The sequence below is a fragment of the Paenibacillus sp. 1781tsa1 genome, from assembly GCF_024159265.1.
In the GTDB taxonomy this organism is placed as follows: Bacteria; Bacillota; Bacilli; order Paenibacillales; family Paenibacillaceae; genus Paenibacillus.
On the sequence record NZ_JAMYWY010000001.1, the window covers coordinates 6,480,375 to 6,500,417 of the forward strand.

A 20,043-nucleotide genomic window follows, 5' to 3' on the forward strand; every position below is an offset into this window, starting at 1 on the left:
CCGACAAAAAAAGACCCTGCTGCCGTTGAATGGCACACAGGGCCTGATCATAAATCAGATGTGAGTCGGATGTGGATCGGATATAAAGGAAGCTATGTAGAAGCGACAGCAGCGCTGTCTAGGGTACTTTTTTATACTCGGAAGGGGAGAAGCCCGTATATTTCTTGAACATTTTGCTGAAATACGGCCAGTTGGCACCAAACCCCGTCTGCTCGGCAAGCGAGGATACCGTGCAGTTCCCGTCCTGCTCCAGAAGCTCCAACGCTTTGCGAATGCGGTAGCTTAACACATAGTTCGTAAATTTCTCACCAGTTTCTTTCTTGAACATTTTGCCAATGTAGTCTGGATTCATGTATATTTCCCCAGCGATGGACTGGAGTGTCAATGTCTCGTCCTGGTAGCGCTTCTCTACCAGCTGTTTCACACTACCTACCATCTGCGATTGTCTCGAGCGATGTTGTTCGTAGCGGCGCAGCGTGATTTCCTTGGCAACGGCAAGCAGAAACTGTTGAAAAGAATGCAGGGTGCTGGATTCAATCATGCCTGGCAACTGGTCCATATACCTTTTCATCTCGGCAGAGCCGCTGAGTCGAATCATCTCCATAAACATCTGAATAAGATAGGACTTTGTTTGGGATATATCGTATCGCAAGCTGGCAAGCATCTGAAACATCCGGTTCAGCTCTGATCCGACTTCCTGCCAGTGTCCCGCCTTGATTGCAGTAACCATCCGCTCCGGATCGTATTCGAACTCAGGAAGAATGCGCTCTCCGGGAGAGTAAATATCCCGCTCCATAATGAGACTGCCCTCACCGAGGTAAAAGCGGTAATTGAGATAAACTAGCGTCTGCATGTACAAATGGCGTGCCTGCGAAAGATCTCCTGGCTCGCTCAGGGCAATCGTGAGATCGTCATGATAATATCGGATAAATGTGGCGCGAATCTCATCGATATTATGGAACAACTGCGTTTCAGACAACTTGTCCTCCATAATTAGTAGCACATGCCTTCCAACCGTGGCACTTAAGATGGGATTGTGAAAAATATCCTCGGCAATGTTCTTCACCGCAAACAAGTGCAAATACTCATGATCCCCCTCGATCTCTACCAGCAGCAACCGCACACGTTGATCCTGAAACTGTACATCGAATAATTCCTCGAAATACTTCCATTCCTTGACCCCATAGGTTCTGTTGGTCACCAATTCTTTCAGAAAATATTCCTTGGCATGTGGCAGTACACGCTCCAGATTATATTGGATTGACTGCACAAAACGCTCCTGATCGGTCAACTCTCGCTTCTCACTGACCAATTCACTAATAGCCTGTACAAGATGCTCTTCACTGCAGGGCTTGAGCAAGTAGTGCTTCACCCCATACTGCATGGCGGTCTTCGCATATTCAAACTCCGTAAAACCCGTGAGCATGATGAATGAGATATGCTGATACTTCTCTGCCACAGCTTCAACCAGCTGTAATCCATCCATTCCCGGCATGCGGATGTCCGAGATGATGATATCCGGGCGTTGCTGCTCGATTGAAGCAAGCGCTTCCAATCCATTTTGAGCAATACCAATCAGTTCTGTTCCTAATCGGGACCAGTTCACCACACTGGAGATCCCGTCCGAAATCATAAATTCATCATCGACCAACAAAACCTTGTACATCGTATGCATCCTCCTGCCTTTAACCAGTTCCATTCTATTATATGGGCATTATGCACAAATAGAGGGGAGAACGATGATTGACATGGTTATGAAGCATAACAAGTCTGATTTCTGAACAATCCTGTCTCATCTCATCGAGAAAAATCATCCACTAGCCGGCTATTGGAGCTGGTCCCTTCAAAGACAAGAAAACCCTCACCCCGCTATAGGGTGAAGGTTAGCCTCGCTTCATTTTTAAAATAACCAGGGTGCAGAAGGCGTACTTACGTTACAACGTTACGTATCCATCCCATACTCCTTCACTTCACGATTACGGTTTAACACTGCGTGCAGTACAAAACCCAGTACCGCAAGCACCGCTGTGCCCGTTGCCAGCCACGCTACAGGAATAAGTCCTTGCTTATCATACATGACCCCCATCGCATAGGGCCCGATAACCCGTCCAACCGCACCGATTCCACCCGATATCCCGATGTAAAAAGGAGCAGCCCTGCCCGCATGCTCCGAGATAAATGCAGGCGTTGCAGGGGAGATCAACATCTCCCCAAACGTGGCAAGTACCATTGCAAGCACCATGCCTGGATAGCTGTACATGGTAATCATGACAATGTAGGCCATGCCGTAGAATACCGCACTCACGGTCATCTGGGCCGTAGAGGTACGGGCCATGGTCCGTTTAACCCAGCTGGTGAAAGGTTGGCCCACAAAGATCAGCACCCCGTTCAGGGTCCAGAGCAGACCGTACATTCTTTTTTCCATACCCTCAGAAATGATATACGGAGATACGCCGGTATTCCATATGGAATTGCCGAATAACAGGAACAACACGCCCAAGCTCATAAACAGATATAATCGGGTATTGCCCAGCAATGCCCAGACGCCCGGCCCATCGGGAACAGTTTTGCGTTTCGTCAGATGTACTTCCCCCTGATCCGGTTCAACCCGCGACAGATAATACCAGAAGAACATCGCAAATCCGGCTGAAGTCACTCCGTTCAGTACAAAGCTGAGGTGATAGGAAAAGTCAGCCAGAAAACCACTCAGCGCCGTACCAATCGCCACCCCGATATTGTTCGCCACATAGATAATATTGAATAATTCACCGCGTCGCTCCGCAAACCGGAAGCCGATAAAGGCCTGAATCGCTGGCAGCGACAATGAACTGAACAGACCAATCCAACCCATGGCACATATAAATATGACCCAATACGCACTAATCCAGGGCAGCGCAAACAAACCTAACGCATTAAGCGCCAGTGAACCAATGATCAGCTTCTTCACGCCCACTCGATGGTACAATGAACCTCCAAGCAATTGTCCGAAGATACCACCCAGGGACTGAATGAGGATTACAAAACCCGCGTTAGCCATCGTCCGTCCTAGCTCATCAAACACATACATGGTGGTCAGCGGCCACATCAAGGCACTACCGGTTGCGTTAACCAGACTTGCCAGCAAAAAAATTCTCACTTCTTTTGGATAGTTATCCAGCCATCTCATCATCTCTAGTGCATTCTCCTTAATACGCTACAAAACGTGGTCCCATACCAAAAAAACCTTTGCCCTGACGGCATAACCAGCCAGAGCGAAGGCCTTTGGAAGTGTTACATGTATTGCTCTTTAGATCCTGCTCAAGTCCTATCCTTTGTTCATCTTACCTCAAAAAAATCGCGCTGCAAGCACACTCATTGACGCTTCACTTCGACAGTGGCCGAGAAGAATGTAGCCCCGTTACCCATGTCCGACAACCGATTGGACGTAAGCGAATTCGTCCGTTGCTTCTTACCTTCACCATCCCACCATAACCCTTGACTGATGACGGTCCCCGGCAACATGGCTTCACTCACCTTGGCGGTAAGTTCGATACGCCCACGATCATTCCATACGACCACTACATCGCCATCCTGCACGTTTCTGCGGGCAGCGTCCTCGGGATGCATTTGCAATAAAGGCATCTTTTCCAAACGCTGATGTTTGGCTGAGTTACCGAAGGTCGAGTTCAGGAAATTATGATTTGGCGGTGACAGGAACATCAGCGGATACGTATCGGCAGGTCCAGCCGGATTCTCCCCATCATATCCTTCAACCAGTGCGCTATAGGTAGGGAGCGGCGGAAGCCCTCGCTGTTCCATCGTCTCCGAATACAATTCAATTTTGCCTGAAGGCGTGGGCAGCTGATCCAGAAATGCAGCATGTGATGACATATCCAGCTTCACGAATCGGTGTTCCTTCAGTCCTTCTAACGTAACTCCATTCATATAAGGATTACCTGTATCCTGGAGTGCGTCCTTAATCATCTGTTCCGGCGTTTCTCCGAAGATTGCAGGATCGTACCCCATGGCCTGCCCAAGCAGAGAAAACAGTTCCACATTACTCTTACTCTCTCCAATCGGCGCAATGACCGGCTCTTGCAGATGAACATACTGATGCCAATAGGAGGCATACAGGTCCGTCGCTTCAAATGAAGACGTAGCTGGCAACAAGATATCTGCATATTTCGCGGTATCCGTCATGAACAGATCATGCACAACCGTGAACAGATCTTCCCTTGCAAAACCTCGCTCCACTCGTTCCGTATCCGGTGCCACCACCAGTGGGTTGCTGCAGTAGACCATCATGGCCCGGATCGGCTGCTCTGCTTCCAGCAACGCTTCACCAATCCGGTTCATGTTCACCACCCGCGGCTCCGGATTCTGCCGCAGTTCAGGACGTTCCAGCGCATCGCTATTCGTGCTCGCGTAGCTGTTGGTACGCACGGCACCGCCGCCTTGTTTCAGCCATTGCCCTGTAATGGCAGGCAGACAAGCTACGCTACGCACGTTCATACCCCCATTATCATGGTGCTGGAGGCCATTGCCGATGTGAATATGGGCTGCCTGTGCGTTGCCATACCGTTCAGCCAGCTCCACAATGCTCTCCTCCGGCACACCAGTAATGCGCGCAACGCGTTCAGGGGTGTAACTGCGGACATGATCACGTAGTGCCTCATGTCCTACCGTATACTTTTGCATAAACGCTTCATCCGTCAGTCCCCGTTCGAACAGCACATGCATCAATCCCAGCGCCAGAGCGCTGTCCGTGCCTGGGTACAGAGGAATAAACCAGTCGCCCCATTGAGCGGTACGATTGCGATGAACGTCGATTACGACGATCTGGGCGCCTTTCTTGCGGGCTTTCTCCGCCAAAACGACCTGATGCATATTCGTACTGACGATATTGCCGCCCCACACCAGAATGAGATCCGCATGCTCCGTATCTTCCGGCACCGTTCCATGGTTGGCACCCATCGTATATTTCCAGCCCGTATTTCCGGCGGCATTACAGATCGTCTGCTCCAAGACACTTGCACCTAGTGCATTAAAGAAACGTCGATCCATGCCGTCTACGCCGAGAATGCCCATGTTACCGTAGAAGCTGTAGGGCAGGATGCTCTCAGGTCCATAGGTCTCGGACAATGCAGTGAATTTGGTCGTAATCTCCCCAATTGCTTCATCCCAACTGATTCGTTCGAACTTGCCTTCACCCTTGGCTCCAACACGTCTCATCGGATATTGTAGACGCTCGGAGTGATACACCCGCTCCGTCATATTTCTAACTTTATTACAAATGGCACCCTTGGTTATCGGATGGTCCGGATTGCCCGCCACCTTCACAATTTTGCCGTTCTCTTTATGTAGTAACAGACCACAAGTGTCTGGACAATCGAGCGGGCATACCGCTGCAAATACCCCATTCTCCTGATCGATCATCGTATGGCTCCCCCTCTGTAAAAGCTATCCCTATATCATATCTTCTCCGAGGTTATCACGTAAAGAGAACAGTATCTTTTTGCTTCATATTCACCGCTATAGCGGCTTCAAAATATTTTAAAAAAAATGTTATGCCAATTGATTCAACTTCAGAATACAGGGGTAAATTAAAAACAAGGCATTAGGCTAGTGTTTCCCCACTTCCTCCTCATGCCATATCATGGACCACTCCCGAAATTCGCCATGAACAGGTTTCGTTCCCCCGAACCTTTTCATGGCGAATTTATTTTGCGTTAAAATCCAACAAAGACATTACACAAAAAAACGATCCCGACCTGCTCCATCACAGCATATTCGCCATGAACCGAGCAAGACAGAATCGTATTACTTCTACATGAATGTTCCATTACGCGTGTATACATGTACGTGTAAACATGCCCGCTATGCCTGCTTACTCCACATCGCTCTGGCCTCAGTCTCCACAGCTTCGATCGACGTTGCTACTTCCGGTTTCACTTTTGGCTCAGCTTGGCGCAGGTACACCACCCAATAGGCTGCAGCTACAAACAGAGCACCTCCAGTCAGATTCCCAAGCCATACCGGAATGAAATTCATTACATATTGGCCCCACGAATAATGTCCTTCGAAGATTGCCGCCGGGATGAGGAACATGTTGGCCACAACGTGCTGGAATCCAATAGCTACAAACGCCATCGTTGGAAACCAAATACCCAGTACCTTGCCACTCATCGTATCTGATGCATAAGATAGCCACACGGCCAACGCGACCAGCCAGTTACAGCCGATACCGGAGATAAAAGCCTGCAGGAATCCGTCATGCAACTTGTGACCAGCCATATCGACCACTTTAGCCAGATATACACCCTCTCCGGTCAGACCAAGTACATGTCCAAAGGCGTATGCGACAAAGATTGCTCCAAGAAAATTACCTAGCGTTACTAATGTAAGATTCTTCACCATGCTGCCTACTGACAGTTTGCGTGCGATCGTAGCGAGCGGAACAGCCATCATATTCCCTGTCAGCAATTCACCGCCACCTATGAGTACCAAGATTAATCCTACCGGGAACACTGCTGCTCCAATCAGATTGACCAGACTCCCCCACTCTGCGGGCGCAGAAGCAATCACCCGAATATCCAGTAGAAAACCCAGTGCAATAAAAGCCCCTGCTAGGAAACTGAGCACCAGTACAGAAGACACCGGATTTTGAGCCTTCTTCATGCCTGTTTGCGCCGTATATTGTGCAACCTCAAGAGGTGTTTTTGCTGCCATATCATTCATCCTCTCCTTCATTATTCTTCGTGGAATAAAACCGCCTGAATTTCTTTGTTGATACGTTGAATGCCATATCTCAATTGTATATGGGTATAGCGCGAAACTTTGTGCAAATTATCACAATACGGTTTAAAAAAGAGGCTTTTAAGATCGGCTTTGCGTAGTTATGACAGCAAGAGTAAGTAAGTCCTTTTATAGCTAAAAAATCACAAAAAAGACTGACGATATACTCGCCAGTCTTCTTTTTCCTTTATGATCGTCTGCCTTGTTTCGTAAGCTTGGCAGTTATTGTACACGTCGCATTTTCGGACAACCCTGACTTATCTTCGTATGTCGTCTGTCTATCATGCTCACTGCTTAGCATCGATTCTGCTTCCTTACACCATTGCTGGTGCTTTTACTTCTACCGGTGGCAGTGCTTGCAGACCCGCCGTGTTCAGGAAGTTCCACGGTTTGTTGTACTGTGGCTGGAAGAAGAAGTCGATGAAGGCCAGCTCATCTACGGTCATGTTGTTTTGGATGCAGACCGAGATTGTATTAATCGATTGGGTCAGATCAACCTGAGACATCACCTGTGCTCCAACGATCCGACGAGTAGCCTGCTCATATACCACTTTGAGCAACAGTTTCTCCGCCGTTGGCATGAACTCCGGACGATAGCTGTCTTCCAGTACTACCGCCTCCACAATCAGACCTTCGTCAGCAGCAGACATTTCAGTCATTCCTGTACCCGCGATATTTTGCTCATAAATTTTGATACCCGATGTTCCTTGTGTACCCATATACGGTGTCGTAGGACGAACCAGGTTACGGGCTACGAGTGTACCCATCCGCACAGCGTTAGTCGCGAGTGGAATGTAAGATGCTTTACCTGTCGGGTTGTAATGAATGGCGCAGCTGTCACCCGCAGCGAAGACGTCTTTTTGACTGGTTTGCATATATTTATCCACGATGATTGCCCCGTTTGGCAACATATCCACTTGGCCTTTGAGCAGCTCGGTATTTGGACGGAAACCAATGCACAGAATAACCAGATCGGTTTCGAATTCCCCTTTGGACGTAATCACCTTGGTCACTTTGCCATTCTCTCCAGTAAACTTCTGTACCGTTTGACCCAGTGCGAGCTTGATGCCACGCCCAGTCAACGTATCTTCAATCGCATCTGTGAACTCAGGGTCCAGGTATTTGTTCAAAATCCGGTCCACACTGTCGATCAGGGTAACTTCCTTGCCGTTCATCTGGAAAGCTTCCACCAATTCAACGCCGATATATCCAGCTCCTACAACAGTAACACGTTTGGCATTTTTGGCTTTTTCAATAATTGTGTTGGAATGATTGTAGTTTTTGCATAGCAGAATGTTATCCATCTCGATGCCTTCAAGCTTCGGAACGACAGGCCATGAACCTGTTGTCACGATCAGTTTATCAAACGTATCTTCAAATTCTTCCCCGGTTTGCAGGTTTTTAGCCTGAAGGGTATGACCTTTGGCATCAACTGCTGTAACTTCATGAAGCATCTTGGTCTCCACACCAAGCTCTGCCAATTGATTAGGCGAAGAATAGAACAAGCCGTCAGGGTCTTTCACAACTCCACCTACGTAGAGCGCAATGCCACAAGATAGGAAGGAGATATTGTCATTGCGCTCATACACGGTGATGGTAGCATCCGGGTATAATTTGGCGGTGTTTACGATGGCTGCGGTTCCTGCGTGTGTACATCCGATAACTGCGATTTTCATTAAAAGTTCCTCCTCGAAATATATAAATGAGTTTGAATATAACGTTATTATGGTTGTGAAATATTTCACTTCTTGTTCGAAACTGTGTATGTGATTTATTTCACTTTATACACTCATTATAATGTGATATTTTTCACATTGCAATAGGTTGAGCAAAAAAAAATTGTCGAAGGAGGTTATTCGCTGTATTTAAGCCTTTCTTCCCTTCATTGTATTGATTTCATTGTCCCCGGATTCGGGTTGGTTTATGCTATACAATGGCTTCCGCGATCCCTGTCGTTCAATGCCTGCTGTACTCTGCATGGTTCCTGTCACGCTTGATATCACCACGATGACAGCTGGAATAACTATCTCTTATGCTGTTTCTGCCAATTCTCCACCCGTTACGATTACAACGGAGGTTCTATCCTCCAATAAGACACGCCACGTATAGAAAAAAATCAAAGAAGCCTGTCCTTACACATGCAAGGACAGGCTTCTCAAACGTTCATGGTTTAACCGAGCAATTTCTCAATATCTGCGATCATTGTCTCAGGAGATTCTTTTGGTTCAACACGACCGACCACTTCACCTTCACGGTTAACAAGGAACTTGGTAAAGTTCCATTGGATGTCGCTTGTTTCACCTGCGCCAGGTTGTTGCTCCTTCAGGTATTGGAACAGGGGTTGTGTATCCTCACCATTCACATCTACCTTGGCAAACACCGGGAAATTCACACCATAGTTAATCTGGCAAAATGACTCAGCTTCCTCACTTGTACCTGGCTCCTGCCCTCCAAACTGGTTACAAGGGAACCCCAGTACAACGAGACCCTGATCGCGATAACGATCATAGAGTTTTTGCAATTCACCGTATTGCGGGGTCAGTCCACACTTGCTAGCTGTATTGGCAATGACCAATACCTTACCTTGATACAGATCCAGTGAGACTTCTTGATTCGCGGTGGTTACCGCTTGATATGAATATACGGACATGACTGATTCCTCCCATGACAAGTGTTGGTTTGGGCTGCTCCGAGCACGTTAGTATAACCAATGACATACAGCCTGTCTTATTATTATAAACCTGATCCGATGCGATTACCAAATTCCGGGTCTATCCATATTTCTTTACTCCCATGAATGCGATGAAGCCGCGTGCATTAGCGCACAGCGGCTTCATTCTTTCTATAATGCAGGACCAGCATATGACCCATTTTGTTAACTTCCTGTCGCTTGAACGCGCTGTTCTGTCCGTCCTCCAGCATGAACCATTGCACTGTTCATGACCATCTGCTCCGGCTGCTTCGGTTGCTGGCGTTCGCCTGCAAGTGCGTAGGGCAAGCAGAGTGGTACACCGGAACGCGGATCAATCACGATATCTGCTTCAATGTTGAATACTTCACGAAGCACATCCGAGTTCATGACTTCCACAGGTGAACCATGAGCAATGGCTTTACCTTTTTTGATACCAATCATGTGATGTGCATAACGGGAAGCATGATTCAAGTCATGTACAACCATAACAATGGTACGGTTAGCTGTGGCATTCAGCTGCTCAAGCAGTTGCAGTACTTCAAGCTGGTGAGCCATATCCAGGAACGTTGTAGGCTCGTCCAGGAAGAGGATATCCGTCTCTTGAGCAAGTGCCATGGCAATCCAGGCACGCTGACGCTGTCCACCGGACAGTTGATCAATCGGACGATCGTGGAATTCTGTCATGCCTGTCACTTCAATCGCCCATTCAATCATACGTTTGTCTTCCGCCCGCATGGAGCCAAATCCTTTTTGATAAGGAAAGCGACCATACGATACCAGTTCAGTAACGGTAAGTCCTTCAGGAGCGGTTGGATTCTGTGGCAAAATCGCAAGTTGCTTGGCAACTTCACGCGTGGATTGTTTATGGATGGACTTCCCGTCGAGTAATACATTACCTGCTTTTGGTGACATAATACGTGCCATCGTTTTCAGGATGGTTGACTTCCCTGATCCATTGGCTCCAACAAGTGCTGTAATTTTTCCTTGGGGAATCTGAATATTCAGATCCTCTACAATTAGTCTTTCCTCATAAGCGATATCCAGCTTGGTCGTCTCCAGACGAAACATGCGATCATCCCTCTCTCATTTATCCCGATTATGTAATCCGGCTATGACAACGAAAACGAAATTATAATTCTGTGTATTTCCGACGCAAATATCTTCTACACTAAAGATACTGATAATCATTATCATTTGTCAACATGAAAATGCAAATCTTCTGCTTGTTCTAAGCTCTATTCGGATCTTTCTAAGCAGTTTTAAGTTAATCTTAATAAATAAATATGAGAGCTTTTCTCATTCATTACGCGCATTTCATCAGTTCCGCTTATCTCTTGAACTCTTGAATCGTTAATTTTGTGTCCGAATTGTGAATATATGATTTTTTCATACGATTGCTGCATCCGGGATGTAATCAAAAAAAAGATGACCTTGAAATCTAAAGTCCAAGGTCACCTCAGATACGCTCGTTTAATAAGGTATGAAGTCCGCATTTTTCAATATTGGATCAAAAGTACTTAATAAATTTATGCAACATGCTCATATAAAATAACTTACAGCTTCGGCTGAGGCATCAATTGGATCACTGTCATATTGCCCTGCGTACTCTTCACACTGACAATGCTCTCGGCATCAATATCTGCTGGAAGATCGATCTGCAACCCATACGGATAGAGACGATCTACCTCTCCAATAGACATCTGTGCAGGAGTATTCGCATCCTGTTCATTGGATACAGATGTGTCAGGCGATATCGAACCAGTAGCTTGATCTGCATCAGTACCTTGATTCGTGTCTCCACTCGCAGCATTAGATGATGCATTCGTCCCTGTATCCGTTGTTGTATCGGTAACAGGATCTGAAGTGGATTCACCCGATGTTGATGGGGCTGCCTGTTGATCACCATCCTCCGCCTGCTCTGTGTTCCCCACGGTTCCCGTTGACGACCCATCCGTGCTTCCTTCGGAAGTACTTCCTGAACTACCATCAGAAGGCTCTTGGGTATCCGGCTCTTCATTCCGATTAAAGCTCTCCCACTTGCCTGTGGTATCCAGCTCCTGAGTACTGCCATCTTTCATTGTCAATTGAAGTTTGCCTTGCTCAAACTCAGTGCTTCCCGTATCGTTTCTGAAACGGATCACCAGTTGAGCAGTTGATTGCGTACCCTCCTGTTCACTCGCAGGAATCATATAAGCAATCTGCTCCGCGAGTTGTACCTCGGGTTCAGCCGGTATGGCAGGATCCTGGGTAGATGGAGTAGATGCCGCTGGCGGCTCTACAGAATCTTTCATCCATGCATATGTACCGCCAGCAATACCCAGAACCAGGATCAAGAGGAGTAACCCGAACAGATTCTTCCTTTTACCCGTCAACATCCGCACCAGGGGAGAGGACAATTCCGTCTTCGCACGGTCATAGACGGGCTTCATTGTCTTGTTCGCTCTCCCATAATACGGTTTGAAAGCTGACTTCGACTTGAAAGCTTCACGATCATGGGCCTTGAAATACGCCACAAGGGCATCCGCATATCCTTTATGTGCATTGGAACCTCGAACAAACATCCGTTGATTCCCTGACCATTCGAAGAATGGATACAGCCCTTCAGCACGGTCTGCATGGCTGCGGACGAATTCAATCAGACCAGGGTAGTCCAATCGGTTGCTACCGCTTCCTCCCCGATAAAAAGCCATCGGCAAAGCTTCATAGGCCGCAATCCCCGGATGAGCCTGCAGCTCCCCGGCAAGCCAGCGACGTGTCCAGCGTTGAAGTTCATTGCGTTCTGGGAGGGAAAGTGACTCCAATGCCTCTTCTTCATTTCCCTCGCCACTAAGCCACGCTCTCGCAGCCAGCATCATGTTGGTTCGAGCAGATACATCAGCGCCCTGACGTGTTGCCCAATCCCGTACCTCATTGCCATGCTGCAATATATCGATGCTAAGTAGCTGCTCACGGTTAACCCGTTCCAGATCCAGATCCTGAATCATAAACAAGTTAATGACATAAGCAAGCTTGTCTGCAAGGCGGGTTAACTCCTCCTGATATGCCGGATCTTGACTGACAGACGGAGATCCCCCTTTTCGATTAGGGCGGGCTGTAGATTCAGACTGACCAATTCGTGCCGTAATACCTGTACTATAAATGCCTTCAGCTGGTACCCGATCCAGTATGCTAACGCGCTGGAGTGCTTCATTCGCAGATTGCACCGGACTCGGTGCAGAACGTAACCGTTCACGCAGCTCACCGGCTGTCCGCTCCAGCAAGAAGCTGGAGTGGATTGCAGATGGATGGGACGTAACCCATCTTCGGATCACTTCCACGACATTTGCTGCCGATTCGGTGCGTTTCAGCTGATTGTCCAGATAAGGCTCGAACAATAGCTTGGTGAGTGATTCATTAGCCAGCACTTTATCAAAGAAAGCCCGATTCAGCTGCGTATCCCGATCCAAGACAGCATACAATTCCTGCACAGCACGCATACGCTTCTGGGCGCGGGCATTATTCACACCATAGATGAAATAGTCTACAATCCGGGATTGCACCACGGGTGCGGCAACACTGAAATATTCTCCAATGTGAGCAGCAACCGCTTCTTCGGGTACGTTCTCACGCTTCACGCTGTCCAGTTCCCGGCTGAGCAAGGTCAGGAACAGCTCGTTCAGACGCGAACGCTGCCGTGCTCCTCCTTCCGGCTTCAGATAGGTCAATAAACCACTCAGGACATGGCTTTTGTTATCCAAGTACAGATCTTCCATGCCTTGTTCAAGTCCATAGAACACCGAGAGTTCGCCATAGGCTTCGATGGAAAGCTCCCGTCCAGGCTCCATGCCAGACAACATCTCGTCGGCAAATGTATAGAACGCATCCGCAGCGCCCGGTTCCTGCAATAAGGCCCAGGCGAATTCCGCATAAGGTAACTTCGCCACTGATGCATCCGCATGTGTCACTCTGCCGGATACCAGATCAAAGGTGAAGTCCTTCTCCGTATTCCGGTCTTTCGGACGTAACGTCCCCCGCTCTACAAACTGGATATGGATGCCCTTCTTGGCCTGCGGCTCCTTGGCAAACGTCATGAATCCCAGCTGCCGCCGGAATGCGTATGGTAACGCTGTGTATAGCAAACGTAGCAATCCTTTGGCCCCTGCGGTTACTTCTTCTGCGGGAAGGTCCAGCGCAATGTATACTTTTCTGCGTGTCGCTACAGACTGCATTACCGCGTAAAGCAGGCGCTTGAACAGCACTTCGTTCATCTTCAAGGCGCTCAAAATCTGGCTTGGTGATGAAACAGGACCACGTCCTGGTGATATAGGCAATTCAGCAAGCGTAGGCAGTACTGTACCTTGTTCGATGTCATAGGACGTGGCGAACACGGCATCCAGCCAGCCGCCTTGCTTCATCTGCTCTTCCGAGCGTTCGGGAGACAAGACGTAATTATGAGCAAAAAAGGCACTGCGTAGCCCGGTAAAATCCGCCGACTGGTACACATTTTGCCCAAGGATCGTCTCTCCACTCTCCAGATGAAGCAGGTGAATGGAAGCCGGAAACTTCGTCTCGTCCTTTTCGCTACGGCCTGTTAGCTCCGCTGGAGCGTCATAGACACAGTAGGGGTGAAGCACTTTTTTGATAAAAGAAGGGTCCAGTCCCGGCGATGCCGCAACCGTATCGAACCCCTCTGTTGTGCGAAACACCCCGCGCCGCTCTCGGGTATACAACTGTTGTTCAATGGGCGGGGTTACGGAAGAACGCATCATCCCACTCTCCCCTCAATGTACTTCAGCTTGTACAGCAGCCACAGGAAGGGTTCATCCACGCGGATCGGGCTAACCACACCCTGCAATTTCATATCTACCGGATTGCTGCCCAGCGCAGATACTGCGAAATAGGCTGTATCCTTGAAGTACACATCCATTGTGCCCTTGAACGGACGATCCACCTTCTCGATAAAACGGCGGATCTCCCCGTCGATATTCTCGAACTCGGTTAAGTCAAACCAATCGCGGTGAACCATGTTACGGAACACGTTACTGTTGGATTTGATATAATCCCCCTCTTCATCCTTGAGGGAATGCAGCATGTCGCTTTTGGTAAGCACAACAGCTGTTGGAATATTGGTCTTGGCTTTGTCCTGGTACGCGATAAAATCTCCAAACATCGTCAGCACCACGTCGCGCGGCTCATCGTATCGTGGTGTCCACTCTCCCGGCTCGTTGCCGAGGTTAATGCGGATTTTGTCCCGAATCGAACGAATCTGAAGCGGGTCCACCATGAACAGGATACCTGCCGAGTTCTTGATGTGCTGCCCGTGAAGTCCGAGATAATCCTGCTCCACCATACCTTCACCCGCAACGTCAAAGAAAACCAGTGTCAGCGGCGCTTTATCTTCGTCCTTGAATACAAACTGGAAGATAAACGGCTCCTGCAGCTTCTCCTTCTGTGTGGAATCCAGCAGATCGCCCCGTTCGAACAACGGTTCTTCATAATCCGCACGGAACCGGCGGCTGATCTCCGCATTTAGTGGCATGCAAGCCGCGTCAAAATGATCCGCCGTGTAATGCTGCAATGTATGAATTAGTGAAGTCATGTAGACGGATTTTCCCACCTGGGATGCACCAATGATAGAAATGATGTTGCTCGGTGCTTTACCTGCCGTAACAGGCAGCTCGTTATGACATTGCGGACACAATCGGCGACGTGTAACGACACCATACCGATCGTTAAGACCCATCACGATGTTATCGGAATAAATCCGATGTTCCTCCGGTACATCATGCGGAGCCAATACCGCCTCCATATCAAATACCGTGTCGAGTCCGAATCTTTCGCGATACCGATTCAACTTCGCATCTTCCCCGAGAGCGTAGTCTTCATCATCATCGCGGTGATGGGCGGCGCGGAACACCACCTCTTCCGGTGAAAACTTGCTGAAACAATACGGACAGACAATATCGTAAAACAGCGGGCGTTCCTCCGGCTGTTGTCTCTTCAAAAACCGACTAAAAAAGCTCATAGCCACTCCCCTCCCTGATCAGTCAGACTAAGATGATTTACACTCGCACTACGATGACAGAGTAACCTTCCAATCGCTAGTCCAACTATCTAGTCTGATATAAGCCGATAGGCGGCTCCATATTTCGGTCCGTCCGTGAAGAATAATCTCACATAATCATCCTTGGCGACTTCAACGGGCGGCATCTCATTTCTTCCGGGAGCAAAATCACTCACAAAAGGATACACCGTACCATCTTCCTTATTCAGCGGAACTCCTCCCTGCTTGCGAACATAACAGAGGGCTTCCTTTGGAACAGGTACTTCCGCTGTGACGGTGATCAATACACTTTTTCGCTTCTGAAAAAAACCGCTCTTGTAGCGAATGGAAAAGCGGATATCCGCCTTCCCTGCGCTTGCAATCACCATGTTGTCCTCGTCTCGTTGACGGATCAGCACAGGCCCGTCTTCCTGCATCTGACACACATACACCGTGTACTTGATGGCACCGAAACCTGTGATCCGATCCGTATAACCATTGCTCGCCTTATATTCCTCTCTCGTGTAAAGCTTCAGCTTGCCCTGTGCAGGCTCTTCCCCGATACGATCAGTGCTCATCATATCCAGCTCCAGCCGTTCTACATAGACAGCTTCTACCCGTTCCGGCCAGAGCCAGCGAAGTGTACACCGTCCTTCATCCACCGCAAGTGTAAGTTTTCGAATCAAGGGTGTCGAAGGGTCTGCATCCGTAAACCGCATTTCCATTGACCTCCCGACGTTAGAATCCTTTGCTGCGTGTATCTCTTGGTCTCTGACCGAATCCTTCAGCTGAAGAAGTTCCGCCGCCAGCTTCACGACGACCTCGGCTCTTCCGTGGCGTGTTTTCCTTGATTGGAACAATCCAGGAGAACAGGGTCAATACGCCTGACAAGATAAGCATTGCACCAAGTCGTACGAAGGTATCACCCACGTTCGAACCGTCGAGGCCCCATTCCAGCAGAAGCCCTGCCAGAAGACCCGACACCGCTCCACCAATACCAAAGCTGAGCGCGAGATGACGATTATCGAATACGAGTCCGAGTGATACACCCAGTGCTACTCCAATCAGCAATACGGCTGCCACACGGAAAATCGCCAGATAAACGCTATGTTCCATCATACCTGTACGTTCCGTCACCAGCGTCCGCTCATCAATCGTATCGTAGATCTGCTGGAATGCCAGATTCAGACCACCGGAATCCGGTACATCATAGTACATGCCGCCCGTTTGCTGAGCAATATTACGCAGCAGATCCGTACCCGATGGGTCCACCAGGCTTAGACCGACTGTATTAATGGAAATCTGTTCACTGGTATATTGGGACAAAATATCTGCCGTATCCGCTTCACTGAAGCCGTCGGATAACAAGATGACGACAGTACCGCGTTTCGGGTCCTGTTTGCCCTGAATCTGTTCCATGCCTTCCCGCAACACGGCATCAAAATTGGTGCCGCCCGAAGTTGTGACAATGCCATCGATTTTGCTATAAACCTCATTCTTGGCCGCTTCACTATCCAGCGCAATAAACGGTTGCAACAACTGCGGCTGGTCATCAAACGTAATGACAGCCACCTGTTTGTCACTCTCCATTTGGCTAATCAGTGTCTTGGCGGCTTCAAAGCGTCCATTATCCGGATCTGTCTCGCTCATGCTGCCCGAGTTGTCGATCATTAGTACGATGTCTTTCACTTGCTTCACACCGCCCGGATTGATCTGATACAACAATTGCAGGGCGAGTCCAACAACAAACAACAGAGCGAGTGTTGCCGGAACAAGCAGTTTCCACGACAGTCCCAGATACCGGAGCTTCCATGAAGCGCCATTCAGCTTGGGTGAGATCATCTCTGCGATCAAGCAGAACAACCCCACACTCAGCGCCAGTACGCCAAAGTATAATCCCATTAGCAACAGACGTGGCATCTCCCCAAGCCATTGACGCAGCATGATTTCCCCTGCCGCAAAGCCCACTGCCCCGCCAATCAGGCTGAACAGGACCAGGAGAAGATTGATTTTTCGCTGCATGTCTACATGCATCCTTTCCATACCAGCCGTAAGCAGGCTGAGTTAATACAAAATTGGTGCTGGGTGTAGGATACCGCCAGACTTCTTAACGGATGGGTGACAACTTCTCCGCTAGACCTGCGGGGTGAAGTTCATAACCATTCTCCGTGTACGAGTCATAATATACCTTGCCGTTCCGATACACCATGAGATCCTCCAGATGGAAACCGCCCATCAGATTCAGCTTCTCCACACCACTGCTGCGTTCTTCGTACACAACACCCAGCTTATAGATGCGTGACGTCTCTTCGGCGTGCGCCGCGTAGTCCATGAAAGCACTATGGTGGTCACCAAAGAAATACTTCTCTTCATACCGATGTTCCTGCGTATAATCGAATACCCGTACCCGAACGACCGCCTGATCCTCCAACGTGTGGTACAACCTGCGGAATAGGTCATCCCGGGTCAATACGTCTTTGTCTCCGTAGGCAATTGTTACATTGGCGCGCTGCAACAGCTCTTCTTCAAATGGCAATTGCAACGGCTCGGCCGTAAGCAGCAACGAGTGACATACCTCCATCATACGTTTCAGCAGACGTTCATCGCCTTCTGTGGCAAGCCGGTTCATGTCTCCCATGTAACGGTCCTCAAACCATACATCCCGTCCGCGCTTGGCTTCCAGGTCGATGATTAGCTCTTCCGTCACTTTGCCGTAGTATTCCATCACGTTCTGACCGATGTATTCATCCGCAGCAGCGATACTTTGGGCAGCTGTCTCTCGCAGTGTGCGTTCCAGCGCTTCAAGTGCTGCTGTGACGTGGCGACTGAAACGATGAAGTTCTTCCATCTCCGTATCGTAGTTGCGCAGCAGATGTAATTCATTTTCCAGTCGCAGTAATTCTACCTTCGGTACATACACTCGCTCCAGCATGCAGTCAATCAGATTGCGTACATTCTGTTTATCACGGAACAACGCTCGTTTGAACGACTGATCTTCCACCCGCTCTTGCTGACGTTGCTCCAGCAGAGCACGTGCCGATTCAAGCTGCATCGATTTGTCCCGAATCAGTCCGAGCAGCGCTTCACGTACACTGCCAGGCTCACTGTCACTCCAGGCCGCCCACTGGAAGTAACCAACCTCTGAATGCTCCGCGCGGGATTGTTCGGCCTGACGGCGCAGAGAGCCGCCAGAACTGCGCTCACGCACACGCTCTTCGACAAGACGGACAACGTTATCGCGGAAGTACGCTTCAGCTCCTTGTCCAAACAACGCTCTCTCCGCTTCACGAAGGGAGAGAGGCTTCAGATCAGAGAAACTAACGTTATGCGTCATGATGCCGCTCATGCCACTAACCAGATCTTCATTGGGCAGCAGACCTTCGACTTTGCGTTCCACCGAGGCCGCATCCAATCCGAAGAAAGCGAGCTTGTCCTTGATGCTCCAATCCGGCTCCTGCCGCATGCGTGCGAGCAGATACCGATACATGTGATATAACACCGCTAGTGCTATCGGCTTGTTTGGCCGCCTGATCTCGGCAAAACCCGCACTTGCATAACCATGCTGATCAGAAGTGGTCCGAATATTGTTTTTGAAGGATGTATTGTTATACGTGTTCGCTCCCGTGCTTGAAACGGTACCCGAGTGAGTTGCATCCTGCTTCCTGTTCTTCAACAGGCAGATCCGGCAGATAATCTCGGCATTTTCGATCCAGCCACCGGGAACGCCGGTTCCACGCTCATTTTTGTCGGACAACAGATATACAAGATCATACAACGGGGACGCGGGATGTGTAACGGGAATGGAGATCCCATCCTCCGTCACCAGCAGATTACCGCTGAACGTGTAGTCCAGCGACTGCATATAATCCAGCTCCCTTAGAAAAGCTAGGCCTGCCGCGCTGGCATATCCGAAGGAATCCACCTGTTCCATCTCGCTGACCAGTACATGCAGATCCGTCTGCACCGACTTGAAGGCTTGAGACAAAATGGTCTCCGTCAGCTTGGTAAGCTCTGGCAACAATACATTCAACGGATCATCCGCTCTGGTTACCACCGTAACGTAAATCCGATCAAATGACGAGTACAGCCGTCCATATTCGGCAATTCGGTTACTGACCCGCCGAAGCGTACGATTCAGGTCAAAGAGCGCCTGATCCGATTCGTGGAAACTGTGATGTACATCCTTACGCCGCGTTTTCGACGGTCGCTCCGTCTGCCCAGCGGACAGTGGCAAGCGGTGACGAGTCACCTGGCCATCATCGGAAGAGCCACCATTCCTCGTTTCACCTGGACCCGCTTCCTGATCTTCAGTCCCAATCTGGATGTAGACCACACCGTCTCCGTTATCCCATTTCAGCCGATTGATCTCCTGCACGGCAGACACGGCGGGTGCAACCAGATCACCCACGAAAAGGAACAAAGCCGGGTAATGGATACTGCTGCGTCCATCACCCAGGCTGCCTTGACGCTCCTGCTCTATTGCGTACTGTGCTGCATACTTCTCCAGATCACGCTTCAGGGTATTGTTCGAATTGAACTCCATCCCGGCCGCCAC

The 20,043-nt window shown here is 49.2% G+C and carries 12 protein-coding genes; all 12 read right to left on the reverse strand.

The features are described 5' to 3' along the window. Positions 1 to 118: 118 nt before the first annotated feature. The 12 genes from NKT06_RS29035 to NKT06_RS29090 all read right to left on the reverse strand — a co-directional run bounded on the left by NKT06_RS29035 (position 119) and on the right by NKT06_RS29090 (position 20,031). Positions 119 to 1,666, reverse strand: a complete 1,548-nt coding sequence (locus tag NKT06_RS29035) for a response regulator (protein ID WP_253441429.1) — start codon at positions 1,664 to 1,666, stop codon at positions 119 to 121. A 276-nt stretch (positions 1,667 to 1,942) separates the two neighbouring features. Next, positions 1,943 to 3,166 carry an MFS transporter gene (locus tag NKT06_RS29040; protein WP_253442875.1) on the reverse strand — a complete coding sequence of 408 codons (1,224 nt, stop codon included), beginning with the start codon at positions 3,164 to 3,166 and terminating at the stop codon, positions 1,943 to 1,945. Between the two features lie 185 nt (positions 3,167 to 3,351). After that, positions 3,352 to 5,415, reverse strand: a complete 2,064-nt coding sequence (locus NKT06_RS29045) for a molybdopterin-containing oxidoreductase family protein (RefSeq protein ID WP_253441431.1) — start codon at positions 5,413 to 5,415, stop codon at positions 3,352 to 3,354. Between the two features lie 441 nt (positions 5,416 to 5,856). Continuing rightward, positions 5,857 to 6,708 carry a formate/nitrite transporter family protein gene (locus NKT06_RS29050; protein WP_253441432.1) on the reverse strand — a complete coding sequence of 284 codons (852 nt, stop codon included), beginning with the start codon at positions 6,706 to 6,708 and terminating at the stop codon, positions 5,857 to 5,859. Positions 6,709 to 7,088: 380 nt separating this feature from the next. Next, entirely contained in the window at positions 7,089 to 8,450 is a 1,362-nt protein-coding gene (locus NKT06_RS29055; protein WP_253441434.1) for an FAD-dependent oxidoreductase, read from the reverse strand. Positions 8,451 to 8,944: 494 nt separating this feature from the next. Then, positions 8,945 to 9,424 carry a glutathione peroxidase gene (locus NKT06_RS29060; RefSeq protein WP_253441436.1) on the reverse strand — a complete coding sequence of 160 codons (480 nt, stop codon included), beginning with the start codon at positions 9,422 to 9,424 and terminating at the stop codon, positions 8,945 to 8,947. A 225-nt stretch (positions 9,425 to 9,649) separates the two neighbouring features. Next, complete coding sequence (locus tag NKT06_RS29065) at positions 9,650 to 10,534, reverse strand: ABC transporter ATP-binding protein (RefSeq protein ID WP_253441438.1); 885 nt, start codon at positions 10,532 to 10,534, stop codon at positions 9,650 to 9,652. Between the two features lie 485 nt (positions 10,535 to 11,019). Then, positions 11,020 to 14,214, reverse strand: a complete 3,195-nt coding sequence (locus tag NKT06_RS29070; protein ID WP_253441440.1) for a GAP1-N2 domain-containing protein — start codon at positions 14,212 to 14,214, stop codon at positions 11,020 to 11,022. Beyond that, positions 14,211 to 15,470 carry a TRAFAC clade GTPase domain-containing protein gene (locus NKT06_RS29075; RefSeq protein ID WP_024632789.1) on the reverse strand — a complete coding sequence of 420 codons (1,260 nt, stop codon included), beginning with the start codon at positions 15,468 to 15,470 and terminating at the stop codon, positions 14,211 to 14,213. The genes NKT06_RS29070 and NKT06_RS29075 overlap by 4 nt, the downstream gene beginning before the upstream one ends. Before the next feature lie 89 nt (positions 15,471 to 15,559). After that, complete coding sequence (locus NKT06_RS29080) at positions 15,560 to 16,207, reverse strand: beta-mannanase (RefSeq protein WP_253441443.1); 648 nt, start codon at positions 16,205 to 16,207, stop codon at positions 15,560 to 15,562. 19 nt (positions 16,208 to 16,226) lie between these two features. Continuing rightward, positions 16,227 to 17,510 (reverse strand): vWA domain-containing protein, encoded by a 1,284-nt coding sequence (locus tag NKT06_RS29085; protein ID WP_253441445.1) that lies wholly within the window; start codon positions 17,508 to 17,510, stop codon positions 16,227 to 16,229. An 85-nt stretch (positions 17,511 to 17,595) separates the two neighbouring features. Continuing rightward, complete coding sequence (locus NKT06_RS29090) at positions 17,596 to 20,031, reverse strand: transcription initiation factor TFIID (protein ID WP_253441447.1); 2,436 nt, start codon at positions 20,029 to 20,031, stop codon at positions 17,596 to 17,598. Positions 20,032 to 20,043: the final 12 nt, after the last annotated feature.